Source organism: Pseudomonas sp. KUIN-1 (assembly GCF_009176725.1).
GTDB classification, from domain to species: domain Bacteria; phylum Pseudomonadota; class Gammaproteobacteria; order Pseudomonadales; family Pseudomonadaceae; genus Aquipseudomonas; species Aquipseudomonas fragariae.
Window position 1 is genome coordinate 3,812,941 of record NZ_AP020337.1, and the last position, 23,663, is coordinate 3,836,603.

Below are 23,663 nucleotides of genomic sequence, written 5' to 3' on the forward strand. Positions count from 1 at the left end.
ATGTCCGACGGGGCTACGACGTCGCCGTCGATGAACACGCCAAATCACACGCTTACCGCCGCGACGTGGTAGTCGGGATTCTGTCAGAGCCCTCTGACGACCAAACGCTCATTTCATACGCCCGTTTGATTTGGGTACGCACACCATCAGGCATAACCACAGGATTGTCAATTCGACAAAACGTCTGAAAATCCGCGTTTTAACAGGAGCATGCGCAGGCCCCATAATGCCCGCGAAGACCTGCGATCCTCCATCATTCGCGGTAATGATAGTGGCCATTCGAATGTCCTGCAGCTGCCGCATGGGGCACGCTGTAATACGCCGCCACGTAAGGCCTGGCGGGCATCTGCATGACGATAGCCATGCCGCGTGACATTCGATAGGTACAGGGAAAAATCAGCCAGGAACGCACCGCACGAGGGCACGCGCAAAAAATATTTGCAGGAATCGCGACAAAAAGGAGCAAAAGGTCTAGAGTCGCAGCACTGCGCCACAAGAGGCTCGCAATGCAGCTGATTTGCGGGTGCGCAACAGCGAAAGCCGACATGGCGGCGAAAGCCTGTCGGCACGCGACGAATTATCGGCCTGCCTGGCCAACCCCGGCCCGATGTTATTATCGGGCTTTTTAATGCCTGCGATTCAGGGTCAGGCCAGCGCCTTGAGCAGCGCATCAATACGCTGTAACACTTCTGCCTCGCCCCGCTCCGCCCAGTACACCGCAACCAGCTGCCCGTCAGCCTCGACCTTGTAGGCATCCACGGGCAATGTTTGCAGGTAAGGCAGCAGCTTCGCGTCTTCGCAAGGTTCGCGCCAGCGATTGCGCCACTCGCCCGGCTCGCTTTGCCAGTACACCCAGGCATCTGCATGCGAGCCCCGACGCGGACGATGGTACTGCGCACAAGGGCTGGGCGGCTCTTTACTCAACCAGTGCGGCCACTCCTGCGGTGTCAGTTGCATGCCCATACCCAGACGCCGCGCCTGCATGCGCAACGCCATCCTGCCGCTCTGCTGGCGCGAGGGGCGTAACCACACCAGCGGACTCAGCATCACACCAATGATTGACAGGACTATCCAGACCGTCATATTTCTTGCCCCCAGCCGATTTCAGGCTCTTTACAACACTCTTGAAAACAATGACTTGCACATGGGCCTGCCCAGATGCCAACGAAAGAGCCATACTCCCATCACTGCAATTCTCCCGGAGGACACCCTCATGCCATACAAACACATTCTGGTTGCCATCGACCTCACCGATGAGTGTGACCCGGTCATCCGTCGCGCCAGCTTGCTGGCCAAGGCCAGCGAGGCAAAATTGTCGGTCGTGCACATCGTTGAACCGATCGCGATGGCGTTCGGCGGCGACGTGCCGATGGACCTTTCACAACTGCAACAGCAACAGATCGATCAGGCCAGGGAGAAGCTCGGCAAGCTGAAGCTCAAGTATCCGCAACTGGAACACAGCGAAAGCCACATGGTGTTCGGTCAGCCACGCCAGGAAATCCACAAGCTGGCCAAGAGCGAAGCATGCGATCTGATCGTTGTCGGCAGCCATGGCCGTCACGGCCTGGCTCTACTGCTTGGCTCGACAGCCAACGACGTTCTGCACGGCGCACCCTGTGATGTGCTGGCAGTGAGCCTCAAGAAGCCCGAGTAAGCTGACCCGCTACAGCGAAAAGCCCGGTCAACCCGGGCTTTTCTGCATGTCAGGAACGCGCCGGACGATCACTCGTCCAGTTCGGCCCAACGCTCCAGCAGCTTGTCCAGCTCGGCCTGCAGGTTTTCCAGCTGCGCCAGCACCGCTGCAGTCTGCTCGGACGAGCGCTGGTAGAAGCCCGGCTCGGCCATTTCCGCGTTCAGCGCGGCCATCTTGCCTTCGACTTCATCGATCTGCGCAGGCAACGCCTCCAGTTCGCGCTGAAGCTTGTAGCTGAGCTTCTTCTTCGCCACCGGCATGTCCTGCGCAGCGACCGGTGCGGCCTGCACCACAGCGCTGGCCAGCTCGGCTTTGCCCGACTTGGTGTCGGCGACGCCCAGCAGACGCGGCGAACCGCCCTGACGCAGCCAGTCCTGATAACCACCCACGTACTCGCGAACCTTGCCCTCGCCTTCGAACACCAGGGTACTGGTGACGACGTTGTCGAGGAATGCCCGGTCGTGACTGACCATCAGCACGGTGCCCTTGAAGGTCAGCAGAACCTCTTCGAGCAGCTCCAGGGTTTCGACGTCCAGGTCGTTGGTGGGTTCGTCGAGCACCAGCAGGTTGGCTGGCTTGCTGAACAGCTTGGCCAGCAAAAGACGGGCACGCTCGCCACCGGACAGCGCCTTGACCGGCGTGCGGGCACGTTGCGGGCTGAACAGGAAGTCGCCGAGGTAGCTCAGCACATGACGGCTCTGGCCGTCGATATCGATGAAATCACGCCCCTCGGCAACGTTGTCGATTACGGTCTTTTCCAGATCGAGCTGGTGACGCAACTGGTCGAAATAGGCCACGTCCAGACGCGTACCGACTTCAACCTTGCCGCCGGTCGGCTGCAGGTTGTCGAGCATCAGCTTGAGCAGCGTGGTCTTGCCGGTACCGTTGGCGCCGAGCAGACCGATACGGTCCTCGCGCTGCAGGACCATGGAGAAATCCTTGATCAGTGTCGGCCCGCCAGGGTGGGCGAAGCTGACGTTATCGAGGACCATGACCTGCTTGCCGGATTTCTCGGCAGTGTCGAGCTGAATGTTGGCCTTGCCGGTACGCTCACGACGCTCGCTGCGTTCTACACGCAGCTCCTTGAGCGCACGCACGCGACCTTCGTTACGGGTACGACGCGCCTTGATGCCCTGACGGATCCAGACTTCTTCCTGGGCCAGACGTTTGTCGAACAGTGCGTTGGCGGTTTCTTCGGCGGCCAGCGCGGCTTCCTTGTGGACCAGGAAACTGGCGTAGTCGCCGTCCCAGTCGATCAGGCCGCCGCGGTCCAGCTCAAGGATGCGGGTCGCAAGGTTTTGCAGGAATGCCCGGTCGTGCGTGATGAACAGCACTGCACCCTGGAAATCCTTGAGGGCTTCTTCAAGCCAGGCGATGGCGCCGATATCCAGGTGGTTGGTCGGCTCATCGAGCAACAGCAGGTCCGGCTCGGACACCAGAGCCTGAGCCAGCAGAACACGGCGACGCCAGCCACCGGACAGTTCGGCCAGGGTCTTGTCGGCAGGCAGCTGCAAGCGGCTGAGGGTGCTCTCGACCAGTTGCTGCAGGCGCCAGCCATCACGGGCTTCGAGGTCCTGCTGAACATGCATCAGCTTGTTCAGGTCTTCCTCGGTGACGCAGTTCTGCGCAAGGTGGTGGTACTCGGCCAGCAAGGCACCGACGCCATCCAGACCTTCGGCAACCACGTCGAACACCGTCCGTCCGTCGGCTACCGGCAATTCCTGCGGCAATTCACCGATCTTGAGGCCGGGCGCACGCCACACAGCCCCTTCATCAGGCTTCTGAACGCCTTTTACCAGCTTCAACATGCTGGATTTGCCTGTGCCGTTACGGCCGATGATGCACACCCGCTCGCCACGGGCGATCTGCCAGGACACCTTGTCCAATAACGGCATGGCGCCGAAAGCAAGGGACACATCGCTGAATTTGAGCAGGGTCATGAGCTTCTCCAAAAACCGGGCGCGCATTCTACCTGAGATAGCAGGCAGATGTCGGCATTCGTGGCACCGCCCCGCGCCTCGACAAGACTTTATGACCGCCAATTATTTCCATATGAGACAAGCTCGTCGGCAATGCTTTCACCAAGAGCTGGCAAAAGGCTAAGCTAGCAATACTTTTCACCGACTCATCTGCTCGGAAGTCTCATGCGCAGTCGTTTGTTCAGCCTTTTATCGTGCCTGCTCCTCTCCGCCACCGCCGTCCAGACTGCTCATGCGGTAGACCTCAACCAACAACGCAAGTATTACGACGAAGCAAAGCGCGCACTGGCCAAAGGCGATTCCGGCCCCTACCAGATGTACGCCACGGCCCTGGCCGACTATCCGCTGGAGCCTTACCTCGAATACGACGAACTGACGGCACGCCTGAAAACGGCAAGCAATCCCGAAATCGAGAAGTTTCTTGCCGAGCACGGCGACCTGCCGCAAGCCAACTGGATGAAGCTGCGCTGGTTGCGCTGGCTGGCCGAGCGTGGCGACTGGCAAACCTTCGTCAAGTATTACGACCCGAAGATGAAGTTCGTCGAGCTGGACTGCCTGTACGGGCAGTATCAGCTGAACAGCAACAAGCGCGCCGAAGGCTTCGCCAGTGCCGAAAAGCTGTGGATGACCGGCAAGACTTTACCCGCTGCCTGTGACGGTTTCTTTGCTCAGTGGGCGGCCGCCGGCCAGTTGACCGAACAGAAGCGCTGGCAGCGCGCCAAGCTGGCGGCACAGACGCGCAATTACAGTCTGGCCAGCACGCTGGTGGACAGCCTCAACTCGCTGGCACCGCAAGGCCGTCTGCTGCTGGCTGTCGCGCAGAAACCGGAGATGGTCAGCAACCCGTCGCAATTTGCCCCGGTAGACGAGGCGATGTCCGATGTGGTCGGTCTCGGCCTGCGCCGGCTCGCCAAGCAGGACCCGCAGAAAGCCCTGTCGATGCTCGATGGCTATGCCGCGACCATGCATTTCTCCCGCGAAGAGCAGGTCGAGATTGCCAAGGAAATCGGCCTGACCCTGGCACGTCGTTATGACGACCGCGCACTGGAGGTCATGACCAGATACGACCCTGAATTGCGTGACGACACCGTGACCGAATGGCGCCTGCGCCTGCTGCTGCGCCTGGGTCGCTGGGAAGACGCCTACGAGCTGGCGCGCCGACTGCCCAAGGATCTGGCAGCGACCAATCGCTGGCGTTACTGGGAAGCGCGCTCTCTGGAACTGGCACAACCCAACAGCCCGCTGATTGCCGCGCTGTACAAGGATGTCGCCAAGGAGCGTGATTTCTACGGGTTTCTGGCTGCCGACCGCACTCAAAGCCCCTACCAGCTCAACAACAAGCCGCTGGTGCTGAGCCAGGCACTGATCAACAAGGTACGCAACACGCCAGGCGTGCGTCGCGCACTGGAGTTTCACGATCGCGGCGAGATCGTCAACGGCCGACGCGAGTGGTATCACGTGAGCCGCCTGTTCAATCGTGACGAGATGGTTGCCCAGGCCAAGCTGGCCTATGACATGCAATGGTATTTCCCGGCAATCCGTACCATCAGCCAGGCGCAATACTGGGACGATCTGGATATTCGTTTCCCCATGGCGCACCGCGACACGCTGGTACGCGAAGCCAAGGTGCGTGGCCTGCATTCGAGCTGGGTGTTTGCCATCACGCGCCAGGAAAGTGCCTTCATGGACGATGCCCGCTCGGGCGTCGGCGCCAGCGGGCTGATGCAACTGATGCCTGCCACCGCCAAGGAGACTGCGCGCAAGTACAGCATCCCGCTGGCCTCGCCGCAGCAAGTGCTGGATCCGGACACCAACATCCAGCTGGGCGCCGCCTACCTGAGCTCGGTGCATGCGCAGTTCAACGGTAATCGGGTGCTCGCTTCAGCGGCCTACAACGCAGGTCCCGGGCGCGTGCGCCAATGGCTCAAAGGTGCCAACCATCTGGCCTTCGATGTCTGGGTAGAGAGCATTCCGTTCGATGAAACCCGTCAGTACGTGCAGAACGTGTTGTCGTACTCGGTGATCTACGGCCAGAAACTCAACTCGCCGCAGCCTCTGGTGGACTGGCACGAGCGGTTTTTCGACGACCAGTGACCGTTCGGCAGGAGTGCTGCGTTAAGCACTCCTGCCAGACAACGGCGGTGCCCGCCCCTACTCCAGCACTTCGACTGACATCCCCACTTCAAGCTCGCCCAACCCCTCGTTGACCACGTTCTGACCGAACAGCACGTTGCCTTCCACTTCCCGATAAGTCTTGAGCGTGGCGAACGGTTCGCGATCTGCACTGCGCTCGCCGGTTGCCGGGTCGACGGTGGTGAGGATGCAGCGCGCACAAGGCGTGAGCAGCTGGAACTCGATGTCGCCGATGCGGATACGTTTCCAGCCATCCTCGGCAAAGGCCTCGGCCCCCTCGATCACCAGATTGGGCCTGAAGCGCAGCATTTCCAGCGGCCTGCCCAGACGCGCTGACAGGTCATCGAGCGAGCCCTGGCCGATCAGCAGCAATGGAAAACCATCGGCAAAGCTCACCCGGTCGTTGACCGTCTGATAGCCGCCAGGGATCCAGCGCGCACGCTCCGCCGGCAGGTAGACCATACGCGTGGGCTTGCCGATAAACCGGCTGACCCATTCGGCTGCCTCATCGCCAGCATCCGGTACCTGCAACGAGTCACGCCAGACGGTGACGCCACGCAGGTTCAAGTCGATATCCGGCGGAACCGCGACATCAAGAGGCTCGAAGCCAGGTGCCCAAAGCGTCACACCGCCGCTGGCGTTCCATAACACCGACAGTTGGGACATGTGCGGCAGAGCGCGCTGAGTGAAGAATCGGCCATTGCCGGCGTCAACCAGCATCCAGCGTCGATCACCCGCCAACCCCAACGCATCGAACGATGCACGCTGCATCGACTCGGCCTTGCAGGATTTGAGCGGGAAACGATAGAGCGAGCTGAGACGTAACATGGGCGCCGATTCCTTTGAGGGCTGGATATGCTTTGCTGCAGACAGCAAAGCTTATCCGATGCCGGAGCCGGCGGCACTCGCGATGTAGAATCGAGCGCGGTGTCAGACAATCATCAGAAGACGTTCGCGCACGACCTCGACCAGCTTGTCGGGCTGGAACTTGGAAAGGAAGTTGTCACAGCCGACCTTCTTGACCATCGATTCGTTGAAGCTGCCGGACAACGAGGTATGCAGGACGATGTACAGACCGCGCAGGCGTGCATCGTTACGAATCTCGGTGGTCAGACGATAGCCGTCCATTTCCGGCATTTCCGCGTCGGTGAACACCATCAGTAGCTTCTCATGCACGTTCTCGCCTGCATCCGCCCAGGCCTTGAGCATGTTCAGCGCCTTGAGGCCATCGCTGGCGACGTGCAGCTTGAGGCCCAACTGAGACAGCGTGTCGCGCAGCTGCGCCAGCGCGACCTTGGAGTCGTCGACCAGCAACACTTCGCGGCCACGGGCATTTTCCAGCACCGGGTCTTCAAGCTTCTCGCGGGACACCTTGGCGTTGTAAGGCACGATCTCGGCGAGTACTTTTTCAACGTCGATGATTTCTACCAGTTGATCATCGACCTTGCTGATCGCGGTCAGGTAATGCTGACGACCGGCGCTGACCGGCGGCGGCATGATGGCATCCCAGTTCATGTTGACGATGCGGTCGACGCCGCCAACCAGGAACGCCTGAACCGATCGGTTGTATTCGGTGACGATGATCGTGCTGCCTGGACCCGGCACCAGCGGACGCATGCCGATGGCCTGGGAGAGGTCGATGACCGGAAGGGTCTGGCCGCGCAGGTTGACCACGCCACACACAAACGAGTGACGTTGCGGCATGAGGGTCAGCTTGGGTAGCTGCAATACTTCCTGGACCTTGAACACGTTGATCGCAAACAACTGCCGACCGGCAAGGCGAAACATGAGGATTTCCAGGCGATTCTCGCCCACCAGTTGTGTGCGCTGATCTACTGTGTCGAGAATGCCTGCCATTATTAGCTCCTGAAGCGATGGTCGCGTTGATTCTGTTGAGCCTGTATCGGCTGAAATCAGCCGGACCTTAATGGCGATGAACGGCCACTCTCAAGCATTGATGTCATTTTAGCATCATGCTTTACTGGTGTCGCTTTCAAGACACGTAAATCCAGCCACAAACCAGCACCGAAAATGCCTCGGTGGCCCTTTGCGGCCAAAGCCGAATCAAAGACCTGCGAAAAGTCAATCAGGGATAACCTGATATGATCGACATCTAATTGCCACTATTGTGACGGCATTCTCACTAAATGAATGGCATCCGATTTGTGTCCGCGTCCCAATCCTTGCAATCGAGCGACGCTGGCAACATTCAGAAACGCCCTACATACTTTTGTTTGAAATCGACATTAACTGTCAGCCATTCGCCGCGGGCGGAAGTTCGCTATCCATGATCAGTGGAGACAAAGGATGCTGAGCCACAACGATTGGCAGCACAAGCACGACGAGTTCCTGAACCTGTCTCAGGCACTTTTGCACAAGTCGGAAGAATGTCTTTCGCATCTGGAGCTGATCCCCAACGATGAGGACGCTACCGGCTGCCTGCTGACAACCCTGCGCAAGCTTGCGCAGGAGGCAGAAGCCGTTCCTGTGCCGTGCATTGCCGATTTTTCCCGCCAGTTGTGTCAACTGTTGAAAACCGGCAGCCAGGCCAGCGAGCTTTCCCAGGAAGCCGTGCTGGCAGTCAAGAACTGCCTGACACTGATGTACTGGCAAGTCGAACTTCTCGATCCGCACACCGGCGAGTTGACGATGGACGACCACGAACAGCTCGAGCTGCTGGAAAAACTGGCCAGCGTCTCCGCGCAATCGGCCTCGCCGAAAGATGCGACCCGCCAATAACACTCGATAACGCCCGGCCGTTGAGCATCGCATCGCGATGTCATTGAGGCAGCGTTGTCACGTCAGCATTTTCCGTTCATTGTCTTCACTGCCGCTAACATCGTCTTCAAGCATGACCGGAGACTGCACACGCGCTTGAGCGGCCCCATTTGCACAAGAAATCACAATGACCTGCAATCTGTTACTGGTCGACGACCACTCCCTTATCAGAGCCGGCGTGCGAGCGCTGGTTGCAGACATGCCTGGATACACCATCCTGGGCGAAACGGCTGACGGCGCGCAGCTGGCGGGTCTTGCGCAGCAGCTCAAGCCCGACATCATCCTGTTCGACATCTGCATGAAAAGTGTCGACGGCCTGGATGCACTCGAGCAGCTGCTGAAGGTGCAACCGCACTGCAAGGTGTTGATCCTGTCGATGCAGAACGATCCGGACATGATCATGCGTGCGCTCGACATTGGCGCGCAGGGCTACCTGCTCAAGGACACTACGGCTGCGGAACTCGAACAGGCACTGGGGGCGCTGCGTGGCAACGAGCGCTACCTGAGCCCGGCCATTGCCCACACCGTCATCGAGCGCGCCCTGCGTGGCAAGCGATCCGACAGGGCCCGGTCGGCAAAGGAACGGTATCACCTGACCGCTCGGCAACTTGAAATCCTGCGCCTGATCGTGCGCGGCAAGTCCACACGCGAGATCGCCGATGGCCTGGGACTGAGCGTCAAGACCATCGAGACTCACCGTGCCCAGGTCATGAAGCGCTTGCAGATATTCGACGTGGCCGGGTTGGTGCTGTTTTGCGTTCGCGAACGGATTATCAGTCTGGACGATTGAGCTTCGGGGCGCCGCCCAGTAACGGCGAGTCCGCTGGCAGGTGCACGTGAAGCGCGCCTGGCCGGGCCTCGAAACGCAGGTCCTCGCCCGACAGCGGCTCACCGTCCAGATTGATATCCAGACCCTGGGTGGACTTGAGTTCTACCCACGGCAAACGCGCACGAATGAACATATTGTCGATACCCAGCCCACCCTCCAGAAGGCTCCTCAGCGTGCCGACCACTTCCTGAGGCGCCGGCAGGATACTGATGTCGAGCAGACCATCATCGGCCAGTGCGGTCGGGCACAGCTCGTGTCCACCGCCCGCCTGCCGACCATTGCCGATACCCAGGGCAAGCAGATCGCCGCGCCAGTGGAAATCCGGTCCGGTGAGCTCGCCATGCGCCGAATGCAGCTCGCTGAATCGGGTCAGGCCGGTAAACAGATAGGCGGCACCCCCCAGCACCTTCTTGAGGTCCTCGGACGTGTTCGCCGTGACCTGGCTGCCAAACCCGCCGGTCGCCATGTTGAGGAACAGCTTGCCACCGACCTCACCCAGATCGACGGCACGCGGGGCCACGTCCATCAGTTGCAGGGCTTTGGAGACCTCCAGCGGCACGCCGGCCGCACGGGCAAAGTCGTTGGCAGTCCCCAGCGGCAGAATAGTCAGGCTGGCACTGGTTTCGGCCAGTGCCAGGGCTTCGGCGATATCGCGCAAGGTGCCGTCGCCACCACCTGCGACGATGTGCCGATGGCCAGCCGCCAGGGCTTCGCTGACCAGGCGCTGGGCATCGCCAGCTTCCCAGGTGAGTCGCACGTCCAGTTCCCAGCCCTGCTTGCGCTTGTCTGCCACAGCGTCACGCACGTCTTCATTGAGCGCCTGTTTACCGTGAAGAATGAGCATTGCCCTGCGTTGTGTCATGACACCTCCTCTGCCGAACCCTACCAATTGAAGCCTGCGAGCGATGCTCTTTGTGTAATCGGCGCCCGCCTACATTTCGCACGACGCATGACTGTGACCCCGGGCAGTCGGAAAAAGCCCATCCATTACGGAAAAATTTTTCACCCCCGCAACAGCTCGTCTGCCCCTGCCGGCACTGGGGAAAACCACGCAACGGGCTTTCAGGAACAACGCCTGCATCAAGGCTGAAGCACTTTTGTCCTGTCGCTATTCGTTTCATGAGCTTTACTGACAGCATTACCCTCACTTGAGGGAAATTTCCTTCACAAATGATTGAAAAGGCTTAAATAAAATCGGGTAAGGGACGACATATATAAAGTGATATCTACAAAAGACGATCCGGATTCCTCATACGCACGACGCGTAACTGGCTACGCTTGGACACTGTCCACGTAGAAACGCCTTTCGGGTGTTGCAGGCAGACAATAGAAAGACGTCCAGGATCAGCAGAATTCAGGCGCATACAGGGAGTAAGGGATTTCTATGAGGTTGCAGCCCGTTGACAGTCTTTCGCTGACCCGCACCAGCCTGGTCGAATACTTTCTTTTTGGCATCCGCCTGGCTCACGGTATCGCCTGCATTTTGCCGGGCCTCCTGATCATGCTGCTGATCAAGGATGGCAGCCCGGAAACACAGAAGAGCTACATGGCCATGCTGCTGTTTTTCGGCTTTGTCGGGCTGCTGGTGTTTCAGGCCATGGGCGTCTATTCCGAAGCACTGTTCAGCAACGACCTGCGTATGGGCGCAATGGCGCTGGCCTGGACTGCCGCCTTCGGACTGTTGCTGTTCATGCAGCAGGCGATGGGCCTGTTCGGCTACCTTCCCCCCGAAGAACTGCTGATCTGGTATCTGACCAGCCTTGCGCTGTTCGGCATCATTCGCCTGCTGTTGCTGATGCTGTTCAAACATCAGATGCGCAAGGGCGTCTTCCTGCAGCATGCCGTGATCCTCGGCGCGACGGAAAACGGCCAGCGTCTGGCCGAATACCTGCTTGAACATCAGGACATTCGTTCGGGGGTGACCGGCTTTATCGACGACCGTATCGGGCGCATGCCAAAGACCGTCGCCAACCTGCCACTGCTGGGCAATACCAACGACCTGGAACGGCTGATCCGTGAAGAGAAAGTGACTCAGGTGCTGGTCGCCCTGCCCTGGACGGCAGAAAACCGCATGGACTACATCATCCGCGAATTGCGCAGGCTACCGGTCAATGTGTTGCTGGTGCCGGACATGATCGCTTTTCGACACACTCACAACCGCATCACCGAAGTCGCCCGGCTGCCGATGTTCAATGCCTCGGACCTGCCGCTCAGTGGCTGGTCACCGTTCATCAAACGTGCTGAAGACATCGTGCTGTCATCGCTGGCATTGCTGGCGCTGTCCCCCTTGATGCTGCTGGTCGCACTGGCGATCAAGCTCGATTCGCCAGGCCCTGTGTTTTTCCGTCAGAAGCGCTATGGGTACAACAATCGCCTGATCGAAGTGTTCAAGTTCCGCTCCATGCATCAGCACCAGGCCGATGCGACGGCCGAGCGGCAAACCACCCGCGGCGACGCCAGAATCACCCGGGTCGGACGCTTCATTCGCAAGACCAGCCTGGATGAACTGCCACAGCTGTTCAACGTGGTGGCGGGCAGCATGTCGATGGTCGGGCCGCGCCCGCATGCCACGGCGACCAAGGCTGCCGGGATTCTGTTCGAGCAGGCAGTGAAGGAATACACCTCGCGGCATCGCGTCAAACCAGGCATTACCGGGCTGGCGCAGATCAACGGCTATCGGGGTGAAACCGACACCGTTGAAAAAATCGAAAAACGCGTCGAGTTCGACCTTGAGTACATAGAAAACTGGTCCGTCTGGTTCGACCTCTACATCCTTATGCGCACTGTGCCTGCAGTGCTATTCACCCGTGAGGCTTACTGATGAGCACGCTCATTCCCTGCATCATTGCCGGCGGCTCCGGCACACGCCTGTGGCCGGTTTCGCGTGAAGCCATGCCCAAGCCGTTCATGCGTCTGCCAGACGGCCAGAGCCTGCTGCAGAAGACCTTTCTGCGTGCAGTCGGCCTGCCCGGCGTCGAGCGTCTGCTGACGGTGACCAACCGGGAAGTGTATTTCCGGACGGTGGACGACTACCGCCAGTTGAACAAGGGCAATGCACGCCTGGATTTCATCCTTGAGCCTTTCGGCCGTAATACGGCAGCTGCGGTTGCCGCTGCGGCACTGCATGTCAGCCAGTTGTATGGCGACGAGGCGCTACTGCTGGTGTTGCCTGCCGATCACCTGATTACCGACGTGGCGGAATTCTCCAGAGCAGTGACGGCTGCACAGAAGCTGGCCGCAGAGGGCTGGCTGGTGACGTTCGGCATCCTGCCGACCGCGCCGGAAACCGGTTTTGGCTACATCGAGAAAGGCCCGGTACTCAATGTCGACGCCTGTCAGGTCGCCCGTTTTGTCGAAAAACCGGACGCGATCACTGCCCAGGGCTACCTGGACAGTGGTCAGCATTTCTGGAATGCCGGCATGTTCTGCATGCGCGCCGACGCCGTGCTGCGCGAGTTGCGCACGCATGCGCCGGACGTCCTGAGCGCCGTCAGCGCGTGCCTGGAATCGAGCCCGCGCAAGGAAGGCAACCGTGAGCTGCAGGTCGAGCTGGACAGTGAGTCGTTTGCCCTGACACCGGACATTTCCATCGACTACGCGCTGATGGAACGCTCCGACAAAGTCGCCGTGGTGCCTTGCCAGCTTGGCTGGAGTGATATCGGCTCATGGCAGGCGGTGCGTGAACTGTCTCCGGTCGATGCTCAAGGCAACTACTGCAATGGCGAAACCGTGCTGCACGACGTCAGCAATTGCTACATCGATTCCCCCAAGCGTCTGGTGGGCGCGATCGGCCTCGACAATCTGATCATCATCGACACCCCCGACGCCTTGCTGATCGCCGACGGCGGCCGCAGCCAGGACGTCAGGATCATCGCTCAGGAGCTCAAGCGTCAGGGCCATGATGCCTATCGCCTGCACCGCACCGTTACACGCCCCTGGGGCACCTACACCGTCCTCGAAGAAGGCAAGCGTTTCAAGATCAAGCGCATCGTGGTTCGCCCGCAGGCGTCACTGTCGTTGCAGATGCACCATCACCGCAGCGAGCACTGGATCGTGGTCAGCGGCATGGCCCGCGTCACCAACGGCGAGCGCGAGTTCATGCTGGATACCAATGAATCGACCTTCATCAAACCGGGCCACACACACCGTCTGGTCAACCCCGGCGTCATCGATCTGGTGATGATCGAGGTGCAAAGCGGCGAGTACCTGGGCGAAGACGACATCGTGCGTTTTACCGACATTTATGGACGTGTACCCGACAAGGCCATGAAGAGCTGATCGGCGCAGCAACAAGCGCCGCTTGATTCAAGCGGCACGCAATCGACAGCACCCGGAACAGGCATGACCCGCCAACGTGAATTTATTACCCGCGAGGGAGCCGTATTTGTGCATGACAGGAGTTCAGGAACAATGAAAAGCATGATGCTGATCGCCAGCTTATTGCTGTTGAGTGCGTGCAATACCCCTTCCAGGGTGGGCCTGCCCGATGACCGTGCGCAAATCGAGGCCGGCCAGGCTGCGGGCCGGGCACTGGCTGGCAAGCCGCTGCCGCCGGAGCGAATCCGCCCCGGCGATACGCTGCGCATCGTGCGCAACAGTGGCGAGGCGCCGTCGATTTCGGCGTTTACCGCCAACTCCATCTATGAACTGACCCTGTTTCAGGTGCTCAACGACGGCACCTTTTCCTACCCTTATATCGGCACCGTCAAGGCTGCGGGCCTGACCCTCCAACAGTTGAACGACCTGCTGGAAAGCAAACTGCAGAGCGTCTACCGCGAGACCGCGCTAACCATCAACATTTCCCAGTCACCGGGTAACACGGTGTTTGTCGGTGGCGCGGTGCGCAACTCGGTCACCCTGCCGGTCAACGTCGCCACCAACCTCGACCAGGCGATTGTCGGCGCGGGCGGCGTGGCGCTCGATGCCGATGCCGGTCAGGTCGCGCTGCTGCGTCAGGAAGAAAACGGGCTCTACAAGACCTACTTCTTCGATTACAGCAAATTCCTCTGGGCAGGCGGCGCCGGTGGCCCTACCGCCCCGGTCCTGTTGAAACGCGGCGATATCGTGTTCGTTCCCAAATCATCGGTCGGCAACAAGGTTGACGGCGTATCCCTGTATTTCAACCAGTTGATCCCCTTCGCGAAGTCGATCGGCCTGGGCCTGAACTACGAGCTGCGCAACAACAATTAATTGTCAGGGAAACAGACATGATCAACATCCGCTCATTCCGCGACTTGCTGCGCCTGCTGTTCATCTTCCTGCGCGAAGTCAGGATTACCGTGCTGGCGACGTTCGTCATCATTCTTCTGGGCGCGTTTCTGCTCCCTAACCGCTATGAGTCCACCGCCCTGTTGCTGGTCAAGCCCGGCCGCGACAGCAGCACTGTGCCAATCGAGTTGTCCGACCGCCAGGCCATCGTGATACCGAGCGGCCTGCGCGATCCGCTGCTCGACGAGGAGCGCATGCTCAGCGGGCGGCCGATCATGCGTGCCGTGTCCGAGAAATACCTCGCCGAGCTGTCCATGGTGCCGCCTGAAACCGGCGTTCTGGCCTCGGTGAAGAACGGCATCAAGACCGTCGTCGGAGCGCTGGTCAACGGCGTGCGCAGCGTTCTGCAATTCATCGGACTGGTAGAACATCGCTCCCAGGCCGAACGTCTGGCCGAGGATCTGGAGAAAAACTTCAAGGTCAGCCATGAGCCTGGCTCATCAGTGATGGAGCTGAGGTTTACCTGGAGCGACCCGGAAGTCGCGCAGACCGTGCTCAGGACCTGGATCACCGAGTACCAGACGCAGCGCACCAAGACACTGGGCCGGGTCAGCCTGTACGCGTTCTACGAAGCGGAAGTGAAGACGACCGGTGCGAACATCATCGAGTACAAGAAGCAAATTCAGAACTACCTGAACCAGTTGAGCGCGGTAAGTATTTCCCAGCGTCTGGCCGACACCTCGCAGGCGCTCAACGATCTGCGCACCGAGCGCAACAACACCACCCGCTCGATTGCCTCGACCAAGGCAGGTCTGGACCTGCTGAAGAAACAACTGGCAGAGCAGCCAAAGACCGTCTCGGCAGGCCGCGAACTGGCCCTCAACCCCAATCGCCAGGACTTGCAGAACCGCATCAACGGCAAGGAAGTGGAGCGTCAGGAAATGCTTCGCTCATTCAAGGACGAGGCGCCACCGATTCGGGCCATCAACGCGGAAGTCAGTAACCTCAAAAAGCTGCTCAAGGAACAGGACGCCACCGTACAGCGTTCCGAAAGCATCACGCCCAACCCGATCTACAACCGCATGCAGAACGTGTACGCCGACCAGCAGACCAGCTACGCGCGCCTGCAAACCCAGTTCATCCAGCAGAACGAGCAAATCGCGCAACTGGAACGCGACCGCCAGCAGGCACTGAATCTGGAGCCGGAACTGTCACGCCTGCAGAACGAGCTGGATGCGGCAGAAAAAAGCTATGCACTGTACAAAAACAGCCTTGAAAAATCGCGTATCGACCGTGAACTGGACAACAGCCAGATCAGTAATATCGCGACCATCGAGGAGGCGACCTTCAACCCCAGCCGGGTATTCCCGAAAAGCCTGATGATGCTGTTTCTGGCGTTCCCGCTGAGCGTCGTGGTCGGTGCCGTGGCACTGTACTTCTTCTACCTGCTGGACCAGCGCATTCATGACGGCGACAAGATCGAAAGCAGCTTCGGTGTTCCGGTCTGGACCAGCCTCCCCGACCTGGAACGTGCCCAGGAACGCAGTGCTGCCCTCACCTCGAACCTGCATCGGGTGTACGGCATTCTGCCGCTGGACCAGGTAGAAGAGCGCGGGCTGACCATCGGTTTTACTTCGGTCAAGTACGGGGCCGGCGTGTCGTTCGTGATCGCGCGCTTGAGCGCGCTGCTGATCGAACAGGGCCATCGGGTACGCACCGAAGGCCGCGGTCCGGCCATTCCGGGCGAAATTGTGCTGATCAACGCTTCGGCGCTGTCGGCGAATCAGGATGCCTTTGTGCTGTTGCGCAAGGCTGACCTGATCGTGCTGGTGGTTCGCGCCCAGGACACCACGGTGCCGATGCTGGAAGACACGCTGAACAACCTCAACACAGCGTTCAAGAAAGTCGACGGCATCATCATCAACCGTCGTCGCTTCGAAGTGCCTGAAAAGGTCCTGAGTTTTCTCAAGCGGATCGGGAGCCGAGGCTGATGCGAATAGCGTTGCTTGCGCCGCTGCCACCCGAACAGAACGGCATCGCCGATTACGCCGGACATCTGCGGCATGCGCTTGAAGGCCTGGGTCTGCAGATCAGTACACCGCTGCAAGGCGTCGGCAACGATCCACGCGCTGCAGAACAGCGCGTGGCTGAAACGGACTGGAGCGGCATCGATCTGGTCCACGCCGAACTGGGCGGTGGGCGACTGGCGGAGTTTCAAGCGCTGCGCGCACTGCGTCGGCGCTTCCCGAGGCTGCCATTGACCGCGACCGTGCACGATCCCGAGCGGCTGGTCTGGCGGCGCGAGAAACTGCCCTGGCCGTTGTCGGTGGTCAGCGGCATGCGCTCGCCGCTGCCGGAGATCGCCACGGTACTGGCCGATCCGCTGTGCCTGCATGAAGAACGGCAACTGGCGCGGCACATGACCCGTCTGGTGACCCTGACCCAGGCGGGCAGCCAGAGCCTGCGCCAGCGCATGGGTCTGACAGCGGCGCAGATGGCCGTCATCAATCACGGCAACCTCGACATCGCCCCCGCGCCGTTGCCGCCATTGAACCCTCTGCGCCTGCTGTATTTCGGCTTCATTTATCGCGGCAAGGGTATCGAAGACCTGCTCGATGCGCTGTCCAGCGTATTCATTGCTCAGCCTGCACTGCGCTCGAGCGTGCGCCTGACCCTGGCCGGCGGCAGCGAGCCGGAAATGGCCTTCGGCCCATCCGGCAGTTATCTGGAACAACTGCGACTGCGCATCCGCCAACTGGGCCTTGTCGACCTGATCGACTGGCAACTGGACCTGCCTGCCGAGCAGATCCCGCAGGTGATCCAGGCCCACCACGTCATGGTTCTGCCCTATCGCGAATCGAGCAAACTGAAGATTCTCGGCAAGCTGCGCGGCACCAGTGGCGCGCTGTCGTGGGCGGTGGCCTGTGGCAGAGGCGTAATCACTTCGGATGCACGCTCGTTTGCCGAAGAGGTCTCGCATGGCAACGGCACGATCTACCCGCAAGGCGATGTCGAGGGGCTGGCACGAGCCCTGGCGCGTGCCTGCGCAACACCGGATCTGGTCAGGCTATGGGCCGACAACGCCGCGCAGATGGGCAAGGCCAGGGTCTGGAGCCATACCGCAGAACATTTTCAGGATGTATTTCGCCAGGCCTGCCAGGAGAAGTGACATGCAGCGTCCATCCAGATTCGGGCAACTCGTCACCCGCATACTGCTCGGCGCAACGCTGAGCTGTGCCGCGCAGGCGTCAACGGTCCTCAAGGCTCCGCGTGAAGTGGTCTGGGCGGACTTTCTGGGCGTCAACGTACAGTTTCAGTATTTTGCTCCGGACATCTATCAGCAGCAGATGAGCCGTCTGGACGAACTGGGCCTGAACTGGGTAAGACTGACCATTCACTGGCCAGTGATCGAGCCGCAAAAGGATCGCTACGCCCTGACCGAACTGGACGCCGCCATGACTGCGATCAAGGCGCACAATTACAACACTGTCGCGTACCTGGTCGGGTCGGCGCCTTTCGCCAGCAGCGCGCCGGCCGACGCAAAGGGCCGCGATCAATATCCGCCGACGGATTTCAACGTGTTTGCCGCACGCATGACGGCCCTGGCCCAGCGCTATCCGCAAGTGAACAACTGGCAGATCTGGAACGAGCCGAACATCGTCTGGCTGCCCAAAGAGGATCCGGCTGCCTATGGCCGCTTGCTGACCACCACTGCCAACGCGATTCGCGCCGCCCTGCCGGACAAGACGATCGTCACCGCTGGCATGGCTTATTACAGTCAGATGCACAGCACCTCCGGCTACATGCTGCAGACCCTGCTCGATAACGGCCTGGGCCAGCAGAATATCGTCGCGGCCTATCACCCCTATTCCGAGTACCCGGAAGGCGATTCCACACCGGATCGCGATTTTCTGGTGCGCGCCAATGCCATGAACCAGTTGTTGCACAGCAATGGCGTCAAGCAGGTGTGGGCCACTGAATGGGGCTGGTCGAGCTATGCAGGCCCGGTGGAGATGCAGCACCTGATTGGCACCTCCGGCCAGGCTGATTACACCCTGCGACGTCTGGCGCTGATGAGCGCCATGGATTTCCAGCGCATCTTCCTGTTCAACCTCAGCGATCTGGACGAGCGCGCCTCGGCCCGCGATCAGGGCTACGGACTGCTTGACCTGCAAGCCAGTCCCAAACCGGTCTATACCGCGCTGCAGAACTTTCTGAAAATCACCGGCCCGCGCCTGCAACCTGCCGAACCGCCAGCCGTGAGCAGCGTACCGGACGACCTGTATGCCGTTCCGTGGACGCGTGCAGACGGCACGCATTTGCTGATGTTCTGGAGTGCGGCGGGCACGTCATTGAATTTCCCGGCGATCACCGACGCGGTGGTTCACGACCCCTTGACCGGTAGCCGTACCCCGCTGTCCGGCAGCCAGGGCGTCACCCTGCTGCTGAAGCCGACTCTGCAAATTCTGGAATGGAAGCCCTGAGCCATGCGAATCCTGTGGACACTCCCCTACCTGCCCTGGCCCACCACCAGTGGTGGCAAGACCCGGGAATACCATTTGTTGCGCAACCTGGCTGGGCGCGGTCATCGCATCACGCTGCTGGTGCAGTCCAAGAACCCGCTGGACGACAACGCGCGCGCGGCAATGGAGCCTTGGCTGGAACGCCTGATCGTGATCGAACGCCGCCCGCTGCTCAGCCTGCGTACGCTGCTGGCTGTGGCCTTTGCAGCGCCACCGATGCTGGCCAGCGTGAACGGCTACGCGCCACAACTGGAAAAAGCCTTCGAGCAGTTGCTGAAGGAGGACTGGGACATTATCCAGTTGCAGCACACTTATGCCTTTCAGCCCTTCGAGCGCGCGCTCAAGCGCTCTGGCAAGCCCTTTGTGCTGACCGAGCACAATGTCGAATCGGACCTGGGTGCCGCCAGCTACGACCGTCTGCCGCGCTGGGCCAATGCCTTCGCGGTCTATGACCGCTGGCGCTACCGGCGCTGGGAAACCCGCGTGTTTCGCCAGACCGGCGAGTTGATCGCGGTCACCGAGGACGATGCCAAGGTACTTTCGCGCCTGAGCGGCAGGGCCACGTCCTATGTCGTCAACAGTGTCGACTGCGATTACTACGCCAGCGTCCATGCGGACCGTCACAGCCATCGCCTGCTGTTCATCGGCAACTATGAATACGGCCCCAATGTCGACGCCATCGAATGGGCGCTGGACGAGATCATGCCGCAGGTCTGGGCTCAGGCACCCCATGTACGGTTTGCCATCGGCGGCTTCGGTATGCCTCAGGCCTGGCGCGAGCGCTGGCCTGACCCACGCATTGAATGGCTGGGTTTCGTACCTGACCTGCGTGCCTTGCAGGCCACTGCCTCGATGTTCTTCGCGCCCCTGCGCCAGGGTGGCGGCTCCAAGCTCAAGACGCTGGAAGCCATGGCTGCCGGCCTGCCGGTGGTGACCACCGCGCAGGGGGTTTCCGGGCTGACGGTGCGGCATGGCGAACATTACCTGGGCAGCGAGGATGCCTCCGGGCTGGCGACGCTGATCGCTGAATACACTGACAAACCGCTGCAGCTCGAGCAGATTGGCGAAGCCGGCCGCGTTTATGTTCGCGCGCGGCACGACTGGTCTGTTTCGGCCGCTCAGCTGGAAGTGATCTACACCCGCTTTTCGTTCTCCAAGCAAGGATTGCGCTCATGCGTATAGGACTCGACTACCGCGCGGCAGCCGGTTATCCCATCAGCGGCATCGGTCGCCAGAATCTGGCACTGGAACAGGCCTTTCGTGAACATCCGGATGTGCAATTGCAGCTGTTCGGCGTGGCCCCCTACGATCATCCGGTACGCCGCCTGATGCACGCCCCACGTTGGGCCGCACCTCTGAATTCGGTGCATCGGCTGCCGGATCGCCTGCGCTTCGAAGGCCGGTTCTTGCCTGAAGCCCTGCGCGATGCAGGTATTCAGATCTACGTGGCCAATATCAACATGGGCTTGCCGCTGGGGCGCAAACCGGCCGATATGCGCTACGTACTGCAACTGCACGATCTTTTTCAGCTCACGCAGCACAACAGTCACGGTTCGCAACTCAAAGCCAGGATCTACCGGATGACCGACTACCTGTCGATTGCCTGGTCGCTGAAGGTTGCCGACCAGATCTGGGTGCCTTCGCAATTCACTGCAAACGAAGCTGCTCGTATGTTCCCCAGGTTCAAGGCCAAACTGCGCGTCATACCGCTGCTGGTGGAAGCCTTCAAGGGTGAGCCGGCCGACATCGCGCAACTGCGCCTGCCGCTGCGTTACTGGCTGTGCGTGGGCACGCGGGAACCGCGCAAGAACATCAAATGGTTCGTGGATGCCTGGCAGACCGCGCGCATGCAATTCGTCGATACCCCGGAACTGGTACTGGTCGGTGGCGACGATCCGCTGACCGAGGCCCAGCGCCAGTTACCAGGTCTGCATGTGCTCAGCGGCCTGAGCGACGCCGAACTGCACGCCGTCTACAAAAATGCCGAACGGCTCTGGCAACCCTCCACAAGCGAAGGCTTCGGGCTGCCGGTGATTGAAGCGCTGAACAGCGGCACATCGGTTGCGGTGGCCACGGGCTCGTCGCTGGATGAGGTCGCCCCGCCCGACAGCCCGCGCTTTTCACCGCTCGATAGCGGCAATCTGATCAGGTTGATGGGCACCCTGTCGCAGGCCCCCGAAGAAGATCCGGCGATTGCCACAGAATGGACGCAGCGCTATCAGTTGAAAGCCTTTTGCGAGCGCGTGCACGCGGCGCTGGAGGAATTGCGCTGATGCCACTGGCCTTGCCTCTGGGGCTGTTGTTCAGCCTGCTATTCGGCGTGATGATCTGGATGCTGCCCGCGCCTTTGGTGGTGGCGGCAGCGATCGGTATCGTGGCGGTTGCCACGATCATGCGTCGGCCGGTACGCGGGCTGCTGCTGTTCTGCCTGATCGGAACCTTCCTGCCCTACTCGACGGTTCAAATCGGCATTCGTACCACGGTGTCCGAAGCGCTGATCATGCTGACCTGGGCCAGCTACCTGCTGCATGGAGTCTTCCAGGAACGCCAGCGTTTGCCCAGCATGCTGCGCCCCGAACGGCTGCTGGTGGCATTGATGCTGTTCAGTGCGTTCCCGTTTCTGGTCGGCCAGTTAACCGTCGTCGCCGAGGGCAACGGCCCGATCAACTGGATACGCTGGCTGTTCAACCTGTCGATCCTGTTTCTGGTGCCGCGCCTGCTGACCGACCTCAAGACGCTGGAAGACGCGGTCAGTGCGCTGCTCGGCGGGACGCTGCTGCTGCTGGTGCTGTCGATTGCGGTCTACGTCACCAAAGGCTCAGCTACGGCAATCATCCCAATCCTCGGCAGCCTGGGCTACAGCGGTGCCGACGTATTGAGCCAGAGCCTGCTTTCGCTCGCCAGTCGCATGGGCTCACCGTGGATGCACCCCAACGTGGCGGGGGGGGCGCTGGCGATGCTGCTGCCGCTGGCCTTCTGCTTCGGCATGACGCGCAGCGGCGCGGCTCGCAAGCTGGGCCTGACGGTGGCCGCACTGGGCGCGGTCGGCCTGTTGCTGACCGGCTCACGCGGTGCACTGTTGAGCCTGATCGCGATGATGCTGCTGATGGCACGGCGACGCATTCCGCACTTGGGGCGGTTGCTGATGGGCGGATTGGTGGCTGGCATTCTTGTGCTGATGTTCTACCCGCCTCTGCAAGACCGCCTGATGGGGCTGTTCAGCGATGACGACGCCAGCACCGCGATTCGCTTTCTGGAATACAGCCATTTCCCCGATGCAGTTGCCACGTTCCCGTTCGGCATCGGTTTCAAGACCGACCCACCGGTACTGGGCTATACAGAGTTCGGCATTTCCAACCTGTGGCTGAACTACATTTACAAGATTGGCATACCCGGCATGCTGCTGTTCATCGCCATCACCGTCAGTTGGTGGAAGGAAGTGCGCCCCGGAAGCGGGCGGGTCGTGCTGACTCGCGAAAACGCCATTGCGCTGGGCTGCACGACCGGTGTGCTGGCTGCGCTGTTCAGCGGTCTGTTCGACCATTACTTCAGTTTCACCAGTGTGCTGGTCGCATTGTTCTGGCTATTGGTCGGCATCAGCCTGCACGAAACCAGACGCCTGCGCGCCAGGACCGACACCCTATCCAGACACCTTGACGCCTCACCCGAGCCGGGAGCCTCCTCATGAAACACCGCATGATGCATTCTCATAATCTCAGAGAGGCACTGCCCGATTACGCGCGCAAGATGGCGGTGCCGCTCGACGAGCTGGAAGCCGCCTACCAGTGGATGCTGGACAACGAAGTGTGCTTTGAAACACGTATCAAGGATCGCACCCTGTCGTTCATCTGCTACCTCAATATCGAGCCCAGAATCGAACACCCGCTGGCGCGACGCTTCTACAAGCTGCTGGCCATCGAAACCAAAGGCGCGCTTATCCCGCTGTACGGGATCAACTGGCCGACCCTGCGCGACCGCATGTTGCGGACCTGGGAGCAGGCTTACAACATCCTGATCTGCAAGATCCCCAGCCACACCCTGCGCCTGCTGTGGTTGCGCATCGGCGGCGCGAAGATCGGCAAGGGCTCGACGGTCTGGCGCAACACCGAGGTGCTCGGCGTCGACAGCCTGCGCATCGGAAATGACAGCACGGTGGGCTGGCATTGCCAGCTTGACGCGCGCGGCGGGCTGGTGATCGGCGATCACGTCACCATCGCTTCGCATGTGCTGATCATCGCTGGCGGCCACGATCTCAACGAACCCGAATTCTGGGCAGTAGGCGGGCCGGTGTTCATCGGCGACTATGCATGGATCTGCAGCCGCGCGCTGCTTTCGTTCGGGGCAGACATCGGCGAAGGTGCAGTGGTGGGCGGTAACAGCGTGGTCTCCAAACCGGTTCCGCCCTATGCCATCGTCAGTGGCCCGAATGCGGAAATCAAGGGCGAGCGTGCTCGTGGCCTCAACTACAAGGTGGGCGGCAAAGGCCTGTTCACCTTGTTTCACTGATCAGAAGCACAGAC

General features: G+C 60.5%; 20 protein-coding genes. 14 read left to right on the plus strand and 6 right to left on the minus strand.

All coding sequences use genetic code 11. From position 1 onward, the window contains the following. Nucleotides 1-108: 108 nt before the first annotated feature. A complete protein-coding gene (locus KUIN1_RS27695) occupies nt 109-279 on the minus strand; it encodes a hypothetical protein (RefSeq protein ID WP_161632396.1) in 171 nt (56 codons plus the stop codon). A gap of 366 nt (nt 280-645) precedes the next feature. Then, entirely contained in the window at nt 646-1,083 is a 438-nt protein-coding gene (locus tag KUIN1_RS16905) for a hypothetical protein (protein WP_003403705.1), read from the minus strand. A 130-nt stretch (nt 1,084-1,213) separates the two neighbouring features. Here KUIN1_RS16905 and KUIN1_RS16910 point away from each other — a divergent pair, with 130 nt between their 5' ends. Continuing rightward, nucleotides 1,214-1,654, plus strand: a complete 441-nt coding sequence (locus KUIN1_RS16910) for a universal stress protein (RefSeq protein ID WP_011268338.1) — start codon at nt 1,214-1,216, stop codon at nt 1,652-1,654. 68 nt (nt 1,655-1,722) lie between these two features. On the opposite strand, the gene KUIN1_RS16915 is transcribed toward KUIN1_RS16910, so the two are convergent. Next, nucleotides 1,723-3,633, minus strand: coding sequence for an ATP-binding cassette domain-containing protein (locus KUIN1_RS16915; RefSeq protein WP_011268339.1), 1,911 nt, complete (start codon nt 3,631-3,633; stop codon nt 1,723-1,725). Nucleotides 3,634-3,837: 204 nt separating this feature from the next. On the opposite strand from KUIN1_RS16915, the gene KUIN1_RS16920 reads away from it, so the two are divergent. Continuing rightward, complete coding sequence (locus KUIN1_RS16920; RefSeq protein ID WP_011268340.1) at nt 3,838-5,766, plus strand: transglycosylase SLT domain-containing protein; 1,929 nt, start codon at nt 3,838-3,840, stop codon at nt 5,764-5,766. A 57-nt stretch (nt 5,767-5,823) separates the two neighbouring features. On the opposite strand, the gene KUIN1_RS16925 is transcribed toward KUIN1_RS16920, so the two are convergent. Both KUIN1_RS16925 and KUIN1_RS16930 read right to left on the minus strand, forming a co-directional pair. Continuing rightward, on the minus strand, nt 5,824-6,633 hold the full coding sequence (locus KUIN1_RS16925; RefSeq protein ID WP_152092132.1) for an MOSC domain-containing protein: 810 nt from the start codon (nt 6,631-6,633) through the stop codon (nt 5,824-5,826). A 102-nt stretch (nt 6,634-6,735) separates the two neighbouring features. Then, nucleotides 6,736-7,662 carry a chemotaxis protein CheV gene (locus KUIN1_RS16930; protein WP_003315817.1) on the minus strand — a complete coding sequence of 309 codons (927 nt, stop codon included), beginning with the start codon at nt 7,660-7,662 and terminating at the stop codon, nt 6,736-6,738. Nucleotides 7,663-8,112: 450 nt separating this feature from the next. On the opposite strand from KUIN1_RS16930, the gene KUIN1_RS16935 reads away from it, so the two are divergent. Both KUIN1_RS16935 and KUIN1_RS16940 read left to right on the plus strand, forming a co-directional pair. Then, nucleotides 8,113-8,544, plus strand: coding sequence for a hypothetical protein (locus KUIN1_RS16935; RefSeq protein ID WP_003403718.1), 432 nt, complete (start codon nt 8,113-8,115; stop codon nt 8,542-8,544). Between the two features lie 166 nt (nt 8,545-8,710). Continuing rightward, entirely contained in the window at nt 8,711-9,373 is a 663-nt protein-coding gene (locus tag KUIN1_RS16940; protein ID WP_003403720.1) for a response regulator, read from the plus strand. Here the strand turns inward: KUIN1_RS16940 and yegS are convergent. Then, a complete protein-coding gene (yegS, locus tag KUIN1_RS16945; RefSeq protein ID WP_011268343.1) occupies nt 9,357-10,274 on the minus strand; it encodes a lipid kinase YegS in 918 nt (305 codons plus the stop codon). The two genes, KUIN1_RS16940 and yegS, sit on opposite strands and share 17 nt — an antisense overlap. Before the next feature lie 522 nt (nt 10,275-10,796). Here yegS and KUIN1_RS16950 point away from each other — a divergent pair. From KUIN1_RS16950 to KUIN1_RS16995, 10 genes are all read left to right on the plus strand, one after another. Next, entirely contained in the window at nt 10,797-12,233 is a 1,437-nt protein-coding gene (locus KUIN1_RS16950; protein WP_024641794.1) for an undecaprenyl-phosphate glucose phosphotransferase, read from the plus strand. Continuing rightward, nucleotides 12,233-13,690: a mannose-1-phosphate guanylyltransferase/mannose-6-phosphate isomerase gene (locus KUIN1_RS16955; RefSeq protein ID WP_103713082.1), complete on the plus strand. Its 1,458-nt coding sequence runs from the start codon at nt 12,233-12,235 to the stop codon at nt 13,688-13,690. The genes KUIN1_RS16950 and KUIN1_RS16955 overlap by 1 nt, the downstream gene beginning before the upstream one ends. 132 nt (nt 13,691-13,822) lie before the next feature. After that, nucleotides 13,823-14,602 carry a polysaccharide biosynthesis/export family protein gene (locus KUIN1_RS16960; protein WP_003403729.1) on the plus strand — a complete coding sequence of 260 codons (780 nt, stop codon included), beginning with the start codon at nt 13,823-13,825 and terminating at the stop codon, nt 14,600-14,602. Between the two features lie 17 nt (nt 14,603-14,619). After that, on the plus strand, nt 14,620-16,611 hold the full coding sequence (locus tag KUIN1_RS16965; protein WP_152092133.1) for a GumC family protein: 1,992 nt from the start codon (nt 14,620-14,622) through the stop codon (nt 16,609-16,611). Next, complete coding sequence (locus KUIN1_RS16970) at nt 16,611-17,789, plus strand: glycosyltransferase (protein WP_011268346.1); 1,179 nt, start codon at nt 16,611-16,613, stop codon at nt 17,787-17,789. Before KUIN1_RS16965 ends, KUIN1_RS16970 begins: the two co-directional genes overlap by 1 nt. Nucleotide 17,790: 1 nt before the next feature. Further along, nucleotides 17,791-19,104, plus strand: coding sequence for a cellulase family glycosylhydrolase (locus tag KUIN1_RS16975; RefSeq protein ID WP_011268347.1), 1,314 nt, complete (start codon nt 17,791-17,793; stop codon nt 19,102-19,104). A 3-nt stretch (nt 19,105-19,107) separates the two neighbouring features. Continuing rightward, entirely contained in the window at nt 19,108-20,325 is a 1,218-nt protein-coding gene (locus KUIN1_RS16980; protein ID WP_152092134.1) for a glycosyltransferase family 4 protein, read from the plus strand. Further along, nucleotides 20,316-21,416: a glycosyltransferase family 4 protein gene (locus KUIN1_RS16985; protein ID WP_152092135.1), complete on the plus strand. Its 1,101-nt coding sequence runs from the start codon at nt 20,316-20,318 to the stop codon at nt 21,414-21,416. The genes KUIN1_RS16980 and KUIN1_RS16985 overlap by 10 nt, the downstream gene beginning before the upstream one ends. Continuing rightward, the gene (locus KUIN1_RS16990; protein WP_152092136.1) at nt 21,416-22,831 is read left to right on the plus strand and encodes an O-antigen ligase family protein; all 1,416 of its coding nucleotides are present in this window, start codon (nt 21,416-21,418) and stop codon (nt 22,829-22,831) included. The genes KUIN1_RS16985 and KUIN1_RS16990 overlap by 1 nt, the downstream gene beginning before the upstream one ends. After that, a complete protein-coding gene (locus tag KUIN1_RS16995; RefSeq protein ID WP_011268350.1) occupies nt 22,828-23,649 on the plus strand; it encodes an acyltransferase in 822 nt (273 codons plus the stop codon). The genes KUIN1_RS16990 and KUIN1_RS16995 overlap by 4 nt, the downstream gene beginning before the upstream one ends. The last annotated feature ends 14 nt before the right edge of the window (nt 23,650-23,663 follow it).